Source organism: Paenibacillus allorhizoplanae (genome assembly GCF_927798215.1).
Lineage (GTDB): Bacteria > Bacillota > Bacilli > Paenibacillales > NBRC-103111 > Paenibacillus_E > Paenibacillus_E allorhizoplanae.
The window spans coordinates 588962-605572 of the sequence record NZ_CAKMMW010000001.1; the positions used below are offsets into that span (position 1 = coordinate 588962).

16 protein-coding genes are annotated in these 16611 nt (G+C 42.8%); 4 read left to right on the forward strand and 12 right to left on the reverse strand.

Going from position 1 to position 16611, the window contains the following annotated elements; all coding sequences use genetic code 11:
- Positions 1–4: 4 nt before the first annotated feature.
- From L6I86_RS01990 to L6I86_RS02005, 4 genes are all read right to left on the reverse strand, one after another.
- Positions 5–1519, reverse strand: a complete 1515-nt coding sequence (locus tag L6I86_RS01990) for a response regulator (protein WP_236284237.1) — start codon at positions 1517–1519, stop codon at positions 5–7.
- A 125-nt stretch (positions 1520–1644) separates the two neighbouring features.
- Positions 1645–2556 (reverse strand): carbohydrate ABC transporter permease, encoded by a 912-nt coding sequence (locus tag L6I86_RS01995; RefSeq protein ID WP_236284238.1) that lies wholly within the window; start codon positions 2554–2556, stop codon positions 1645–1647.
- 13 nt (positions 2557–2569) lie between these two features.
- Positions 2570–3544 carry an ABC transporter permease gene (locus L6I86_RS02000; protein WP_236284239.1) on the reverse strand — a complete coding sequence of 325 codons (975 nt, stop codon included), beginning with the start codon at positions 3542–3544 and terminating at the stop codon, positions 2570–2572.
- 71 nt (positions 3545–3615) lie between these two features.
- A complete protein-coding gene (locus L6I86_RS02005) occupies positions 3616–5292 on the reverse strand; it encodes a type 2 periplasmic-binding domain-containing protein (protein WP_236284240.1) in 1677 nt (558 codons plus the stop codon).
- Between the two features lie 436 nt (positions 5293–5728).
- Here L6I86_RS02005 and L6I86_RS02010 point away from each other — a divergent pair, with 436 nt between their 5' ends.
- Positions 5729–5869 (forward strand): hypothetical protein, encoded by a 141-nt coding sequence (locus L6I86_RS02010; RefSeq protein ID WP_236284241.1) that lies wholly within the window; start codon positions 5729–5731, stop codon positions 5867–5869.
- A 400-nt stretch (positions 5870–6269) separates the two neighbouring features.
- On the opposite strand, the gene L6I86_RS02015 is transcribed toward L6I86_RS02010, so the two are convergent.
- Entirely contained in the window at positions 6270–7139 is an 870-nt protein-coding gene (locus tag L6I86_RS02015) for a hypothetical protein (RefSeq protein ID WP_236284242.1), read from the reverse strand.
- A gap of 52 nt (positions 7140–7191) precedes the next feature.
- Complete coding sequence (locus L6I86_RS02020; protein ID WP_236284243.1) at positions 7192–7506, reverse strand: hypothetical protein; 315 nt, start codon at positions 7504–7506, stop codon at positions 7192–7194.
- Between the two features lie 478 nt (positions 7507–7984).
- On the opposite strand from L6I86_RS02020, the gene L6I86_RS02025 reads away from it, so the two are divergent.
- From L6I86_RS02025 to L6I86_RS02035, 3 genes are all read left to right on the forward strand, one after another.
- On the forward strand, positions 7985–8266 hold the full coding sequence (locus L6I86_RS02025) for an ArsR/SmtB family transcription factor (RefSeq protein WP_236284244.1): 282 nt from the start codon (positions 7985–7987) through the stop codon (positions 8264–8266).
- A gap of 67 nt (positions 8267–8333) precedes the next feature.
- A complete protein-coding gene (locus L6I86_RS02030) occupies positions 8334–9530 on the forward strand; it encodes an MFS transporter (RefSeq protein WP_236284245.1) in 1197 nt (398 codons plus the stop codon).
- A 363-nt stretch (positions 9531–9893) separates the two neighbouring features.
- Complete coding sequence (locus L6I86_RS02035; protein WP_236284246.1) at positions 9894–10559, forward strand: protein kinase family protein; 666 nt, start codon at positions 9894–9896, stop codon at positions 10557–10559.
- 698 nt (positions 10560–11257) lie between these two features.
- On the opposite strand, the gene L6I86_RS02040 is transcribed toward L6I86_RS02035, so the two are convergent.
- From L6I86_RS02040 to L6I86_RS02065, 6 genes are all read right to left on the reverse strand, one after another.
- Entirely contained in the window at positions 11258–11617 is a 360-nt protein-coding gene (locus L6I86_RS02040; RefSeq protein WP_236284247.1) for a hypothetical protein, read from the reverse strand.
- Positions 11618–11623: 6 nt separating this feature from the next.
- A complete protein-coding gene (locus L6I86_RS02045) occupies positions 11624–11896 on the reverse strand; it encodes a hypothetical protein (RefSeq protein WP_236284248.1) in 273 nt (90 codons plus the stop codon).
- A 960-nt stretch (positions 11897–12856) separates the two neighbouring features.
- The gene (locus L6I86_RS02050; RefSeq protein ID WP_236284249.1) at positions 12857–13081 is read right to left on the reverse strand and encodes a LamG domain-containing protein; all 225 of its coding nucleotides are present in this window, start codon (positions 13079–13081) and stop codon (positions 12857–12859) included.
- A gap of 228 nt (positions 13082–13309) precedes the next feature.
- Positions 13310–14122 carry a carbohydrate ABC transporter permease gene (locus L6I86_RS02055; protein WP_236284250.1) on the reverse strand — a complete coding sequence of 271 codons (813 nt, stop codon included), beginning with the start codon at positions 14120–14122 and terminating at the stop codon, positions 13310–13312.
- Between the two features lie 13 nt (positions 14123–14135).
- On the reverse strand, positions 14136–15020 hold the full coding sequence (locus L6I86_RS02060; RefSeq protein ID WP_236284251.1) for a carbohydrate ABC transporter permease: 885 nt from the start codon (positions 15018–15020) through the stop codon (positions 14136–14138).
- Positions 15021–15108: 88 nt separating this feature from the next.
- Positions 15109–16464, reverse strand: a complete 1356-nt coding sequence (locus L6I86_RS02065) for an ABC transporter substrate-binding protein (protein WP_236284252.1) — start codon at positions 16462–16464, stop codon at positions 15109–15111.
- Between the last annotated feature and the right edge of the window lie 147 nt (positions 16465–16611).

Genomic DNA, 16611 nt, shown 5'->3' on the forward strand with positions numbered 1-16611 from the left:
TAGGTTAACCCTTCTTGTAGGCAGAGGGTAACAGGCCAGTAAGTGCCTTGAACTTGGTAACGAACTGTTCGGAATCCGAGTAACCGACACGATCAGCGACATCGGATATTTTCAGTTCTTCTCGGCGAAGTAATTTTTTGGCCTCGTCGATTCGTACGACATGTAAATACTCATTGAAGGTGAGGCCAACTTGCTTCTTAAACCTCTGGCCAAAATACGCAGCATTCAGGCTAAAATGCTCTGCAACAACTTGCAGTTGCAGCTTTTCCTTATAGTGCGATTTGATATAGTCTCCTGCTGCGGATACGATTTCATCTTGCCCTACACCTTTTTTCTGGCCAATCAACTCTACAGCTAGCAGAATTTCTTGTGTTACTTTGCGCTCCAAGAGGCCAATATCCATTGGAACAGTGGGAACATACCAATTTGAAGTCCACTTAGGATCACCGCCCAATTGAGTAATTAACTTAAGAATTTCAAGCTTAATGTTGTCTAAATAAGCACTTACCCAAGATTCAGATACGGACTGCCTCGAAAACGCGATGAATAACTGGTGTACATGGGCTTGCACTGTTTCTGGACACCCACTCCCTACGGCATCTAAGATGGATTCCGTCATACCAACTGCAGGAAGTGTCTCCGCTGACCACTCTCCTTGATAGATGTAAATCCCTTCCACTCCAGAAGGGAACTTGCACATCTCAGCTATGAGTCCCTCACGAAATGCTTCTTGTAACGCATGCGGTCCCTTATGTTCACTGCTCATCGAAAAGGAGATCGCTGTGCCCCAGTCATGTCTGACACTGGTCATGATCTCTGTTAAGAGCGCAGTAGAAAGTTCGCGTTCCTCGGGTCCTGTGACCAGCAAGAATCCATGGCGTTCTTTCCCTACGCCAAATGGAAGCATTCGCACTTGCGTAAGCTTAATTTTATCTGCAATATTTTGCTTCAGGTCCGAATAATTTGGAGCTTGAATGTTAGGTTCAAGTAAAATGCAGCGAAAGCTCGAATGTTCATGAAGATCCAACAAAGCGTTCGCCTGCTCGATCCATTTCTGCCTATTTTCTCCCTGTAACAGCTTTGAAATCGTTTCCAATCGTAAGCAATCCAATGCAGCGCTTTCCAACTGTCTATGAGCTATATGCTCTTGAATCATAACCGCAACTGCTTCCACTGCAGCTACAAGCTCAGCTTCCATCAAAGGCTTCATCAAATAATTGACGACACCATGCCGCATCGCTCTTTTGGCATATTCGAAATCCGCGTATCCACTCAATATAATAAATTTCATTTCCGGATACAAGCTGGAGGCTTGTTCAATCAATTCCAATCCATCTATAACAGGCATTCGAACATCCGTCAGCACCAAATGAGGCAGGGTTGACGCCATCACATCCAATGCGTCTTCACCATCCGATACTTCTCCGCATACTTCAAAGCCAAGTTTGTTCCAATCGATCATCGATCGCAATCCCTCTAGCATGTAAGGCTCGTCATCGGCAAACATAACCCTTAACATGAGAATCACCTCACTTCAGCAAGTAGATATGAACTATTATAAAGGATAAGATGAGTTTGTATAAAGCAAAAACCGTCCCAGCAACGAGCTGAAACGGGGAATGATTATAATATCGCTTATTTTTCTTACTCTTTGACGCTTCCAAGGTTCATTCCGACGATGAAATACCTTTGTAGAAAAGGATACACGAACAGAATTGGAACCGCCGCCACAATCGTAATCGCCGCGCGAATAGAAGCAGGTGTTACCATAGCTTTCGTTTGATTCGTGTTTGCACCAGCTAGAAGACCTGGATCATTGTTGCTATTCATCGTAGACCCAAGTAGCTTCATCATTTCGTACTGAAGTGTGCTCAGCTTCAAATCAGAAGAGGCATACAGGAATGTATCGAACCAGGAATTCCAAGAGCCAACGGCAATGAACAAGGCGATGGTCGCTAGTACAGGTGTACAAAGTGGGAGAATAATTCGTACAAAAATGGTGAAATCTCCTGCTCCATCCATCTTCGCAGACTCAACCAAGCCTGATGGTAGCGTACGAATGTAAGTCCGAATGACGATAAGATTAAACGCACTTACCATTCCTGGGAAAACATATACCCAAAAGTTGTTCAACAGTCCTAAACTTTTAATCAGAAAGTAATTAGGAATTAGCCCCGCATTGAAATACATCGTCAACACAAAGATTAAACCTATTATTTTACGGAAAATATATTGAGGCTGCGCCAGTGTATAGGCAAGCATGGAGGTGAGAAACACACCCAGTACGGTTATTGTAAGTGTACGGGCCACCGAAATCCAAGCCGCATGATAGATCGTACCGGAAATGAAAATCGCCTTGTAATTTTGCAATGACCAGGATCTCGGCCATAAATAAATGCCCCCTCGAAGCGCATCATTACCTTCATTAAATGAAATCGTTAACGTGTGAAGGAAAGGATATAGCGTAACTATAGCAAGAAGGAGCATGAAGATGCCATTAATCGTATGGAACAAAATGGGCTCAATGCGAGCTCTGCTAACAGTTGTTGTTCCCATCGTCATTTCTCCTTTATATCAACCGCTCTTCACCAAGACGCTTGGCGGTAGAATTTGCAATTAGAATAAGGATTATGCTTACAACCGTTTTGAAGATGCCTGCCGCAGTTGCGAGCGAATAATTACCTAGAGCAATACCATACTTAAGAACGAATATATCAATCGTTTGCGAATAGTCGACGACTAACCCGTTGCCGAGCAGGTATTGAATTTCAAAGCCTGCATCCAGGATATGTCCAACGTTCATAATTAATAGAATAATAAAAGTTGACTTGATCCCCGGCAGTGTAACATACAGAATCTTTTGGTAACGGTTTGCCCCATCGATCCCAGCAGACTCATACAGCGATGGATCAATCGAAGTGATTGCTGCAAGGTAAATAATAGTATTCCAGCCCACCTCTTTCCACACATTAGACAAGCCCACAATCCCCCAAAAATATTTCCCCTCGCTAAGCCACATCACAGGCTCCTTAATGATGTGCAACTTCATCAACAGTTGATTAACGATACCATCATCAATCGATAACGATGTCGCTACGATACCCGCAGCAATAATCCACGACAGAAAGTGAGGCAGATAGGATATTGTTTGGATAGACCGCTTCCAGAAACGAACTTTAATCTCATTCAGTAATAAAGCTAATAATATGGCTGTTGCAAAACCTAAAACCAAATTGATTATACTCATTGCAAGTGTGTTGCGAAGCACCGTCAAGAACGTATCATCTTGAAACAGAAATTTAAAATGCTTCAGCCCTACCCACTGCTGTTTGGAAAATTTTAAAGCAGGGCGATAATTCTGAAACGCCATCAACCAGCCCCAAATCGGTACATAATTAAAGATTAAAATATATATCACGATGGGAAAAGACATCATAATTAACTGCTTCTGGTTTTTTATCGTCTTCCAACTTAATCCAACGCCGATTTCCGGATCAATTCTTTGCTTTTTCTTTAATTTTTTGGGCAGTATGGTCTCGGCCATCGACATTTCCTCCTAGGAAGTAAAGCGGAGAAGACCTGAGTCTCCCCCACTCCACTGCATGTTCTATCCCTTTATTTACTACTCCAGTTTTTAATACGCCAGTTGATTTGATCATTAATACGATCTTCGTAGGCTTTGAAGTTGCTTTTGGAGATTTGATCCACATAATCCTTCCAAACACCTTCAAAGTCATCAGGTTTGGCCAAAATAGCTTTCGGCAAATATTTTACAGCAAGGTCATTCATCTTCGTATTAGCCACTTTCGCTGGTGAACCATCCACTAAATCAATGCTCCACGCTGGGTAATATACGGGATTCTCTTCTGGTGTTTTGAAAAACTCAGCCCATGTCTTATGGTTGTATGCTTTCAATACTTCTTGATCCTGCGGCTTCAAGCTGTCATAGAATTCTTGCGGCTGTGTTCCTGGATCTGTCGCATTTCCGTCACTATAGGTCCCTTGCATCTTAGGTAAATTTGCGAAGAACGCCTCCGCTTTATTGGCAAGCTTCCATGTATTATCATCCGCTTTAGTGCGTTGTTCAGGGGTACGGGCGAACTTGCCATCCTTCACCATATAGTCTTCGCCTTGAATACCCCATTGGAGTGTTTTCTGCCAATCTTCGGTCATTAGTGAGTCCAAGAATTTGATAATTTGAACCGGATCCTTGGCTTTGGTCGAAATCCCATATCCTCGATTGATGTTTAATACTGGACGATCACGGTAGTACTCTTTGGCACCTGGGTATACGAGCGGGAACCCGACATAGGTACTGCCAATCTTATTTTGTGAAATCAGCGAGCGTTCGCCATCACCGAAATTCCAGTGTTGGTCAAACATCCCAATGACACGACCACTAGCAATTTTCGCCAAGTACTGATCGTAGTTCTGCACCAGAGCTTCTTTATCCATTAAGCCTTGCGCATTAATCTCATTCAATTTCTTGTAATATGTCTTGGCGATGTCCTTGTCTGCAAATATTTGTGCTTTCCCATTCTCGACGATAACCCCGCCGTCATTAGGATGTCCTGCTAAATGCTCTGGTGGATTAAGTAGCGGGAAGTTTCTCCAATCGAAGTTCAGCGTTTCGAAGCCGATCATATCTGGATGTTTCGCTTTGTATTTTGCAATAATATCGAAATACTCGTCCAATGTTTTAGGCGTTGGATAGCCCATTTCCTTTAGTACATCCTTTTGCAAATAAAAGCCTGGTCCTTCGTAAGCAGTTTCGTTAAATTGACCACTGAACACGTTGAAATTTGGCAGTACATATAAATGGCCGCTCGCAGGATCCTTCATCTGATTCCACACGCTCGCATAGTGCTTCTTCAAATTCGGGGCGTACTTCTCAATCAAATCCTCGAGAGGCACAAAAGCGCCCGCCGCAATTAATTTATCGTTTCCTGTCATCATATCTGCATAATCGCCGCCAGCAATCATGACGCCAAGCTTTTGCTGCAAATCACCGACCAGAAACTCCATTTTTAGACTAACGCCAGTCTTTTCTTTAATAAGCTTATAAATCTTGTTGTCAGGAGTCGGCTGTTGATAAGGGCTGTCAATGAACAAAGACAATGTAACTGGCTTAATTGCATTGTCTTGAGTTGCAGCAGGCGCTGTCTGGCTTCCGCTAGGCGAAGGTGCGCTGCTTGCCGCATCCTTCGCGTCGGTACAGCCTGTCAGTGTTAAACCTAGAGCCAGAACAGGTACCAAAGTTGCTAAAACAGGACGTTTTATTCTCTTAACCATTTTTCTATTCCTCCCTTATTGTCTCCATAAAGATGTATGCTTGTGTAGGTCAATCATTTATTTGCTTACACTATTTATTATACGGTTCAAGAATGCGCTTACAATTCACAGAATATAGGTATTACCCCTACGAATTACAGTCAGGTAATTTAATGTTCGACTAAATAAGTCAACCATGCTATGGCAGATTACTTCAAGCAAGGTTGTTCATCTGTACCTAAACAAGAATCGGCCTCCAAGTGTATTTTGAACCTATTCAAATCATTCGTCAACAAAAGCAATGATTGAGCATTTCCCTACAGCATCGACGAAGTTTATTGAAAACAAAAACCAGCTAATGTTTGTCAAGCATCAATGTCTTGGTACCCAAAAGGATTTTTGTTATATCACTTGGTATTCTGTTTTTGCCACGCCGGAAAAATTGTCATTTACAGACATGCTTAACGTAACATCCGAGATATACCATCCATTGCTGCCGTTTGGTGCTGTCGGGCTTAGCGTTGCAACACTTACGGGTGCTGTCTTGTCGATCTTAACAGTTACCCGGTGCTGCTCTTCTACGTTTCCTGCGTTATAATATGGGAGCCACAATAAACAAAGTAAATGCAAGTAAAAACTTCAAGCGCAAAGAGAAAAATATTTGCCTCTTGTTCATTGTCGTTTTCTCTCCCCTTCGGAGCAAATGTACAATAGCAACCGTCCACTGAACGGTTGCCATGAATTCTTATGTATTATAACTCCTACATTACTTATATAAATAGGTTCTATTTTTTGTTTAAGCACTGTTATATTTAATTTGATATTTGCTCTATAAGTCTTCCATTGATAACATCATTGAAATTCCTACCAAAGGAAACCTTAATTAGACACAAGATCACCGGTTCATAAAGAAAATCACAAGACCAAGACTTGGTAATCCTTGCACCAGAACCAAAAGCTACTTGTTTATAAGCACGCCGAGCATGCTACTTGTCGAATCAATTAGAATGAATGGCGGCTGCCTCACTAGGAGCCATCCAGTTCAATACGTTTTCTAGCATAGTTTTCAAATGTTCAGCCTTATGAAGTTCTGGCTTACCCTTTACCAATATAAATTCATTTCGGATATACTGGATAAAATCGATTTGCAATCGCTCAAGTTGCTCTCTAGTTAAAATATATGTATATTCTAGAACGGATTCGTACGTATAATACCACTCCCTGTCTTCAAGGAACGTAAAGGATGAACGTTGATACCACTCTTTCACATATGCTTTTAATGCGGTTGTAATAAGCTCATTGTTTCCTGACATGGAGTACAGTCGATTCGAAGAAATCAGGTTTCTAAAGCTGATCATATTACCTGCAGAATGCGTATAGGGAAGCCCGCAAAACCGTATGAGATGATCCAGTATCTCGATATATGCTTCCTCTCCAGCACGCTTGGGATTAAACTGACACCTAACCGCCGCATGTGCGATGCCTTTGAGCAATGAAAGCGCTTCTGCAACTTCTTTTTTGTCGGCATTATCTTCAATAAACAAGCTCTGCTTGCCTGGTCGAATTTCTGCCCGATCTATTGCATCGTGGAGATCATCCTCGAGTTGATCTCTGCTATACGGCGCCCATTGATTAATATGATTGGCGATCTCCGATCGCATACCAAATTCTCTGCGGATGATACTAATGATGTTGATCCCGCCGCTACCACTAACAGTAAGAAATATTTCATGTAGAAACCTTTCCAGGTGCTTTGCCTTTTTAACAGCGCCCATGATCTCACTTGGAATCGTGTAAATGATCTCTGCCTCGTTCCGTTTGAGTACAGCGATAAGCTGCGTTAGCTCTGAGAGTAGTGTATGCTGCATCGTTAGTCCAACCTTCCATTCTTTTCGCTTCGCCCAACCATTAGCCCTTGTTTTATTGAACAAAGGAATCGTTTCTTAGCCAAGACCCGCCTTCATCAGTTCTTCGGTAACACATCGTTGCAGATTGTAGTGCCCCCCTTGCTGCTTCATCTACTGTGGTAAAACGGTTTTCCATTGCAACTGAAGGACCAGCATTGTCTGCACCTCTGTAACAATGACTGAGTTCATAAAAGTAATTGCCTTCCCGATTCTTAAGGATGTGAATTCCAATATAGAAGCCATCGATTCTAGCCTTTAAACATTGGACGACCTCGTGAACGGTTTCAATATCCGTATGAACATTTTCGAGTTCGGATAAATTTAACATGCTCTATGCCTCCACGTCATTTTATTACTTATTTCATTTTTTATGTTTCACTCTAAAATAACCATGATTATAACTATTTGTTACTATAACCCAAAATCATGAATAATATGTAATAAATTGGATTACTATGAGAATTGCATTGCTCAGTGAAACTGCCCGTTCGCTTAACAAAACTGTGGTATGAACGCTGCAGATCATGGCACGGGCAGAATTTAAGGATTCGGGGGAAAAGCGTGAGGACGATATTCTCGGTAATCCATAGGCAAACGCAATGATGTTTTTTCCCAGAGAACTGAATTTATAAACTGAGTTTAATGAATTAATGAAAAGTGGGGTTTGCATATGTATCATTTTCACCTGACGGCTCTTTTTTATCGGCAAGCGAATGAAAATAACCCTATTTACTTTTTTCCTAAGGTATGGTACTTTTATTTCGACAGATATAGAAATAATGACAATAAGCAAAGGTGAGGTAACGATGGTCGAAGATAACGCGGAGGTACGGCAAGCCGTCAAAGTATACAAAGCACTAGGGGAACCGACCCGGCTTAAAATTGCCCTGTTGCTTACCGAAGAGAGGAATTTGTGCTGCTCCGATATCGGAAGCAAGCTGGAATCCATCGCTGGCTCGACACTATCCCATCACCTGAAGCAATTGACGGATTGCGGCCTGCTCGATCTCCGTAAGGATGGAACGTACATCTACTACAGCGTGAACCACGAAATAGCACAAAAGTATGCACCTTATTTGCTGAAATAATTTTTTGTCATTATTTCTATATTTCTAGAAATATAGAATATCGGACAGAGGGAGGAGTAAGAAAATCATGTCATACGCTTGGAAAATTTACATGTTGGCCGCCGTCAGTTTTCTTGTCGGAACGTCGGAGTTTATCATCGCAGGCATTTTGGATAAAGTTGCGGAGGATATCGGTGTCTCGGTGTCCGCTGCAGGACAGCTCATTACCGTTTTCTCGCTCGCTTACGCTTTCGGGACCCCTATCCTTATGGCCCTTACTGCCCGCTTGGAGCGACGGAAGCTGCTGCTTTACTCACTCGGCCTTTTCGTAATAGGAAACGGAATCACCTTTATTTTGCCGGGATATGAATCTCTAATCGGATCTCGGATCATCTTGGCACTCAGTACCGGGGTGTTTGTCGTTACGGCCATGACCGTAGCCTCCAAGATGGCTCCGCCTGAAAAGCAAGGCAGCGCCATAGCGACACTCGTTATGGGCTTCAGTACCTCGCTGATCATCGGCGTTCCTCTTGGAAGGGTTGTCGCTTCCGCCTACGATTGGAAAACAATTTTCGGGGGAATCGGTGTACTCGGGCTGTTCGCTATGCTTGTTATTGCCTTCACGATTCCGCAAACGGATGGCGAAGAACCAGTACCACTTCGCAAACAGTTGGCGCTGTTGAAGGAACGAAAAGTCGCTTTGGCCTTGTCTGTAACCTTCTTCTGGATCGGTGGATATTCGATTGCCTATACGTACATTTCGCCGTTTCTACTTACCGTTACGGGAATGAGCGAAAAATGGGTGAGCATCGGACTGTTCGCTTTCGGCATCGCAAGCTTGATCGGCTCTAAGCTCGGAGGCTATAGCACAGACAAATGGGGATTCCCCCGCACGCTGGTCGGCGGCATGCTGCTGCACGCAGTAGCTCTAATCCTGTTATCGCTGGCAGCTCTATCCCCTGCTCTCGTGTTCCCGCTTCTCATGCTCTGGTCGTTCTCGGCCTGGTCGTCGGGTCCTACGCAGCAGGTTCATTTAATCACGCTTGCTCCGCAAGCTTCCGGCATTATGCTTAGCCTAAACATGTCGGTCGTGCAGCTTGCCATGGCCGCCGGAGCGGGGATCGGGGGCATCGTCATAGAGCAAGCGTCATTACCGGCCATCAGTTGGATTGGGGCGGCGGGAGTTACCATCGCCGCAGGGACAGCCGCCGCATCGCTCGGACTATCTCGCTCCTATTCGCGCAGGAAGTTGGAAGAGCGAAACTTGAGGGAAGCGGAAGTCTGATTAAACAAATAGGAAGCCAAATTTCACGATAGCTCTTGTTCCGCAGAAGGCTGCCGATCCCCCGGTAGCCTTCTCTTTACATTCGGAAAGATATGGTTGAGGTGTTCGTCGTAACCACTTCTATTACCACTGTTTTAGTAGTATCGACGGTCGGCATTGGTGGTGTGTATGCTTTGTCAGCATTTTCAAGCAACCATTTTGCAAAAGATTTATAAAGTAGGTGGATTTGTGTCGCAAGACTTCGCTAAGTTCCGTTATCTAACCCGCTATAATTTTTGATATATATGTCCAAGCAATTTTTGCACGGTCCACATAAAATAAATCTATCAATCTATCAATCTTGTAGAAATAGGAGGGGCTATGATGGGAACCATGTGGGGTGGATATACAGTTGATCTTAACTTGATCGGGTCCGGAGCTTTAGGCAAGGTCTATAAAGCTTATGATTCGAAAGGACGCCAGCTGGCAATCAAAGAGACTTCCAACCGTGAGGCGGCAAGACGCGAAGCGCGGATTATGCAAAGTTACCGAATCGGTGAGTTTTTGCCACGCTATTATGATTATTTTGAGATCGGGGAAAAAGGCTATTTGGTTACTGAGTATATCCGGGGGTCGACTTTGGGCAATGACTTTCATAATACCTTCACCAATAAGCGGGATCAGGACTTAAGTGTAGAGATTACAATCAACATCCTCAAGGGGCTTAGACAACTCCACAAAACGGGGTATATCCATAATGATGTGCTGCCCAAAAATGTAATGATACTTCACAATAAGCCTGAGACGGTCAAAGTAATAGACTTCAACATTGCCAAAGAGATTGTAAGTCCCGCTGTCATGAATAAGGAGCTACAGGCTGTGTGCAAAATATGCGCTTTCCTCATGAACGGGACGCTAGCGGATATCCATAAAGCGGAAATTCGCGATAGAGATCTTAGGCGTGTGTTATTAAATCCCTTTGACGTAAACAATAAGGACAGGTATCCATCGACTGACGCACTCATTGCTGCATTGCGGCCTTTTTGCTAAGGCACCAGACCGGACTATAAGCCCGTCAACACAAAAGGCTGCACCAGGCAGCCTTCTTAGATTTGTTTGATTTATTAGAAAATACCCTTGGTCCGTTTTCATTTAGCGATAATAAATTGTTTCCATTATCGGCAGGAACACCAGGGAATTTCTCTGCTTGCGTAGGCACTGCATTCTTGACGAATTTCTGCAATGCCTTCACCCTCGTAATCGGACGTTCTGATTTACCTTACAGTTACATTGCCGCCCAATGATCGGGTTGCCCCTGACACTCCCCCAGAAGCATTAATCGGCTTCGCATATGCCTCCGCCTAGGTGAGGTTGTGTACTGCTCAGAATTTCATTTATTGCTTGTCTAGAAGAAGATATTGAAGATACGTATTTTTTTACAGACATGAATCGGATTGTGCCAAGAAAGATCATTCGACGCATTCATCAAATCAAAACTAAAGTGGACCTATTCATCGTAAGCCTACATTTTTGAAACGAATATCAGTACTTCAATAACGCAGGGAGCAGCTTCCTTCTTGCAAATTCCACTAAATATTTGGAATTGATCTATCTCTTTGAACAACCCCGTAAGTTTGATCCATTCATTTAATTCCTCCACAGAATTTCTATAGAACCACCGCGCCTAGAAGAAATATTCCCAATACAAGCCATGGGCTATTACCTACTTGTGAGGTTGGTTTTATCTGCTATTTACCACCTACACTTCGAATTTCAAGCACTCTAGTGATTTGATTAAACCTCAAAACAAACCTCCTGCCGGTTGTAAAGCCAAAAAATGCGGCAGTTCTACGACTCGTTTCAAACCCATCGCTAAATTCCGCTTCACCCTCTACGAAAAGTCGGACCCTCATTTGCTTTTCTTTGCCGGCCCTTCTTACCGTTATTACAGTATTGTCTGCCGGCAGATTAAGTGCATTGTTAGTGAGCCCAGCAGCCAAAAATACATTGTCTCTATTAACATCGACTTGTTCAATGCCGAACGGCGCAGTGGTTTGAGTTCTTCTAAGACTTATGGTTAGAACATTCGTATTTGGGTCAAATTCCAACGTATACTAAAATCGGCGATTAACCAGACCAAACATTCTTGCGGTTGCCGGGCTGACATCCAAAAAATTGTTAAACTGTTCTCCTGGACAGTTTTGCCCGGCTTCGGCATTTATGGTGACACGTTTTCTAACTGTTCTTCTTTGGAATATCGCAGTGATTCCATTTGGAATCTGAAGGAGTGAACTGCCGCCTTGAGCACATCCATCTACAAAAACTACGTTATCCGGAACCGCTCTGTTAATCCTTACAATTACTGTTCCCCTGACCAATAAAATCATCCTTTTCCGTGAATCCCTTTGAGTGAATATATGCATAGCCCCCATGGCATATTATGCAAAATGAATTAAACAGTGTTCTCGTAAATCTTCAATAATAAATCCGTCCGTCTATTTTTTTGATACAATTATCTACTGTTTTCCTTAATACATCGAACTTTTGCTTATATTGTAAAAATGCTAAATGCTTAGTACTTTTCTCACCGATCTACGGCAGTACATCTAGTTATTTTTTTTGAATAGTTACATTAAAATCATTCTGCATATCTTGAAGTTTTTTTGTAAATTCTTCGAGCCCGCTCAGCCCTGCCCAAATAAGTGAGATTTAGATTTTTAATGGTTAAAGAAACGTGATATGAAATGAAATGCCATCCCCACCTCAAGCAATGGCCAAATAAGTTGGGGCCTTGTTAGTGAGAAGCCTGTAGTCCATGTAAAACAAGAGCGTCCTGCTAAATTATCAGGGCGCTCTTAGGCGAACACTAGCACGAAACAGTAGGAAATGAGCAGCTATTGTAGTAGCACATGCCCTGCTAAGTATCTCTTATTATTTGCTGACAAGAAAAAGTCACCATTTCCAAAAACTTTTTCAGTGCCCCTGCTACCACCATAATTACTTTCGTATGACCAACTAAACGCCGTAAATCTTGAATTCACTATATCCCTCGAATTGCGATATGCTATATATACAGGTTTCCTGACTGCTCCTGTAATTAATACTTCCATGGCATGTTTACTCATACTTGCGGGATTCATAAAATCTGTAAGAGTACACAAACCAAGTACAATTCTACAGCCTAGTAGGACAATAATTATAACCCCCAATGAAGGCAGTCATCCATCAAGCCATTTATCAGGATAAGGTATGGGAGTTTATGGAGGTATTATAGGGTTAACCAGTTCTTTCCGGTTGATCCTTTTTTATTTTCCATTGAGGATTAAGGTGGCATTCATCTGTAGGCATCATCCAAATGGCAGGCCACATGCCTTGCTGATAAGCAATTTGGCGCGAACTTCGAACTTTCCATACGTCCAGTCGCCTTTCATTTGGTAGGTCAGCTTACCCGACGTAAAGTCATGGCCTGAGAGAGATTCTTTTTTTGCTTCTAGAACAAGTACGTTTTCGTTACCGTCTTTCTCAATGCTTGCATTGTTTTCGGGCAAATTAAGATCGTCACCTTTGCTCACCGGTTTATCGTTAACCGTAACACCCTCCCTTGTTCCCGATTACTCGCCTCTACACACACGAAAACCTTGATCAGGGCCAAAACAACTTGCCTCGAAAAGATAACTGGCAGTTGATGACATCGCCAATCCAACCGCCGCCTTCGCAACCCGGTAAGACCCGCTAGTACTATCCAAGAACGGTCAGGCGCCAGTCAGTTGCCCTGGAGCTCTGAAGTGTGCCTATTGCTCTTACTTCAAAATAGCTCCTGCAGTCAAGGCATTTTCAATTCGTTCATTACCTATCATATATACAATAATCATAGGTAAACTCGAGAGCACCATCGTTGCACCAATAAGTCCCCAGTCTGAAACACCGACGCTAACGAAGAAGCTTAGCAAGCCGACAGTTAAAGGCCGGAATTGATCTTTTGAAGCTATAATGAAAGCAAGCGGGAACTCATTCCAAATGCGCATGAACAATAGAACGCATTGTGTCATTAGCGCTGGCGTGACGATCGGAAAAATAATTCTGAAGAATGTCTGATAAACGTTCGTCCCATCTATACAAGCAGCTTCTTCCAACTCCTTAGGAAGTGAACGAAGAAACGCAAATAACATCAGCACACAAGAAGCGATTGCGAATCCGGAATACGGCAATATGAGACCCCAGTAACTATCCTTAAGATGTAACCATTTTATTAATTGAAATAATGGAATTAATACAACTTCAATAGGTACAATCAACCCTAAGGACACATAGAGTAGTGCCGCCGAATTGAATCTCCATTGCATTCGGCTCAGACAATACGCAAGCATACTCCCCGTCGTCAGTGTAATTGCAATGGTCCCTATGGTATAAATCAAACTGTTCTCGAAGTAAACAAAGAAATGATATTTTGACAACGCTTCACTATAGTTTATCCAATCCCATGAATAGGGAATGCCAAATGGATTATTATAAGCTTCACTTTTGGACTTAAGTGACATCGTAATCATCCAGTATAAGGGAAACAGAAATGTGCAGCCTATCCCTAACCAAAATACACGACTTAGGTATTTCATGATGGTCTCCTCCTTAAAACTCCAGTTTTTCTCTGGCGACGAACCGTTGAATCAGAAAGGAGATGAATAGGCATTCTAGAATAAATACAACCGCAATAGCCGTTCCTTTACCAAATTCTGACGTTTCGAAAGCCACATAATACATTTGGTAAATAACCGTCCTGGACAAATCCCCAGGACCTCCGGCTGTCATGACGCGGACTTGTGAATAGAATGCCATGGAACCTAACGTAGACAAGATTAATACGTATTTCGTTACATCTTGAAGCAGTGGAATCGTAATTCGTAAGCAGACTTGGGTAAAGCTAGCACCATCAATTAAAGCAGCTTCGTAATAATTTTTGGGGATCGTCTTGATTCCCGTATAAAATAGCATGGCGTTCAGCCCAATATATTGCCAAAGAAATGTCAATCCGATGCTTGGCATCACAGTGTTCTTTTCAGTAAGCCAGGAATGAGTCCAAGATTCAAGACCTATGGATCTCAGAATACTGTTAAATAACCCCCAGGTTGGTTCATAGAAGGATATCCACATTTCTGCGACGACCGTAACTGACAAAATTGCGGGAAGCATGGCAGATGTTTTAAAAAAACGACGTAACTTAGGAGTTTGAACATCCATGAAAAGAGCAAACATTAAGGAAAGCGGTAAACCCATAAAGACGGAAATTCCTACAATTAGATACGTATTCTTATGAGCTGTCCAGAAAGAAGCAGAAGCTAGGATATCCTTATAATTATCTAAACCAACAAACCCTAAAGTTCGAAAACCATCATGATTATTCAAACTCATCAAAATTTCAGGCAAGAGTGGATAAACACAGAAAACGGTAAACAGAATCAACGCAGGTGCGGAAAATACAAATATGGACAATTTGGTGCTGTAGTACTTGTTCATGGCTCTCTCCACCGTCTGATTTGATATAGAATCCCCCCGGACTTAATGTTCCAAGGGGAATTCGGTCTATAACTTCAACTCATGAAATTTACTTTTTAAACCACGTATTTTCACTCCAGATCTTGCCCATCTCCGTACTAAACTTATCAGCTGGATATTGTCCCGTCAGCAATTTCGCCCCTTGTGTCGCAAGCTCTGCCGATGTTTTTGCATCCAACGAGTTAAGTGCGAGTGAAGCAATTTTGGTAGGGATAGGATTGTACCAGTTAATGAATTTCTTCATTAACGGCTTAGGTTCCGCCACTGTATTGCCTGTCTTCAAGGCAATTGGGGCACCCGTAGATTCAAAATATTGAGCGTCTGCCATAGCTAGAAATTCCGCCAACTTTACTGCCTCTTCAGGAAACTTGGTTTTTGCACTAACGGCATATCCGTTGAGTGGAGATCCCCAGAACTGAACATGCTTCGTTGGGTCGTATTTGTCGCTAGCACTTGGGAACGGGAAGAAATCGACTGTATCATCTTTCGCCAAATTCGGAAGCTCCCAAGTAAACATCATGTACATAGCTGCCTTCTTAGCTGTAAACATTTCGTTGGCTGGACCGTAATCTAGATTAGCGATTCCTTCCGGAAAGACACCTTCCTTAACCATCTTCTCAATGCGAGACACCCCCGCCTTGACCGCCGGATTACTGAAGTCTGTCTTATTACTCACAAGATCTGCCATTGCTTGCGGATCGCCAATTTGGATCATCTGCTGAAGCAGGAAAAGCTTAGGTCCCCATCCATCTTTACCAGGTGTAACAGCAGGCACCATGCCTTTGCTTTTTAGTTTTTTCGATACTTCGATAAATTCGTCGAATGTTTTCGGTACTTGCACCCCTGCTTGCTCGAACATGTCCTTATGGTAGAAAATGACCGGGGTGAAATACGTATCCGCTCCGGAAGACAAGCTGTAAATCTTTCCATCAACATGTTTCAATGCATCAGGAACAGCGTATTTGTTCAAAAACCCGTCCTTAGTGATCGGTGAGGTTAAATCCATAATACTGCCGGTGTTGTTTAATGGAGTAAAGTAACCTGCGTCGTTCCAGAATACATCAGGCATATCACCTGCGGCATTAAACGTTTTCAGTTTATTCGCCATATCTTCGCCGCCGCCACCTGGCTCAAATTCAATTTCTACGTTCGGAAACGCCTTGGCAACGTTCGGTTTAATATGCTTTTCCATGATATTATTGCGATTCTCGTCCGTAGTGATAGTTACAACTCTTAGCTTTACCTTCTTATCACTACCAGCCTTGTTTTCTGTCGTTGCCGCCGGGGTTGGTGAATTTCTGGTGGTTGTGGAAGGTTGGGCTTCATTCTTCGTACTACAACCTGCTGAAACGAGAAGCATACCTGCCATCAGAGAAGTGCCGAGTACCTTTACTGTTCTTACCATTTGTTGACCTCCTAAGTTTGATCAAAGTATATTGTATCTATTTGGTTGATCCCTCAATGGAAGCGGTATCATCCTTAATTTCATTCTACGGATTCCACATAAATAATTACAGAGACTATTCTCGGACAGAAAGGAAAATTGTTTGCA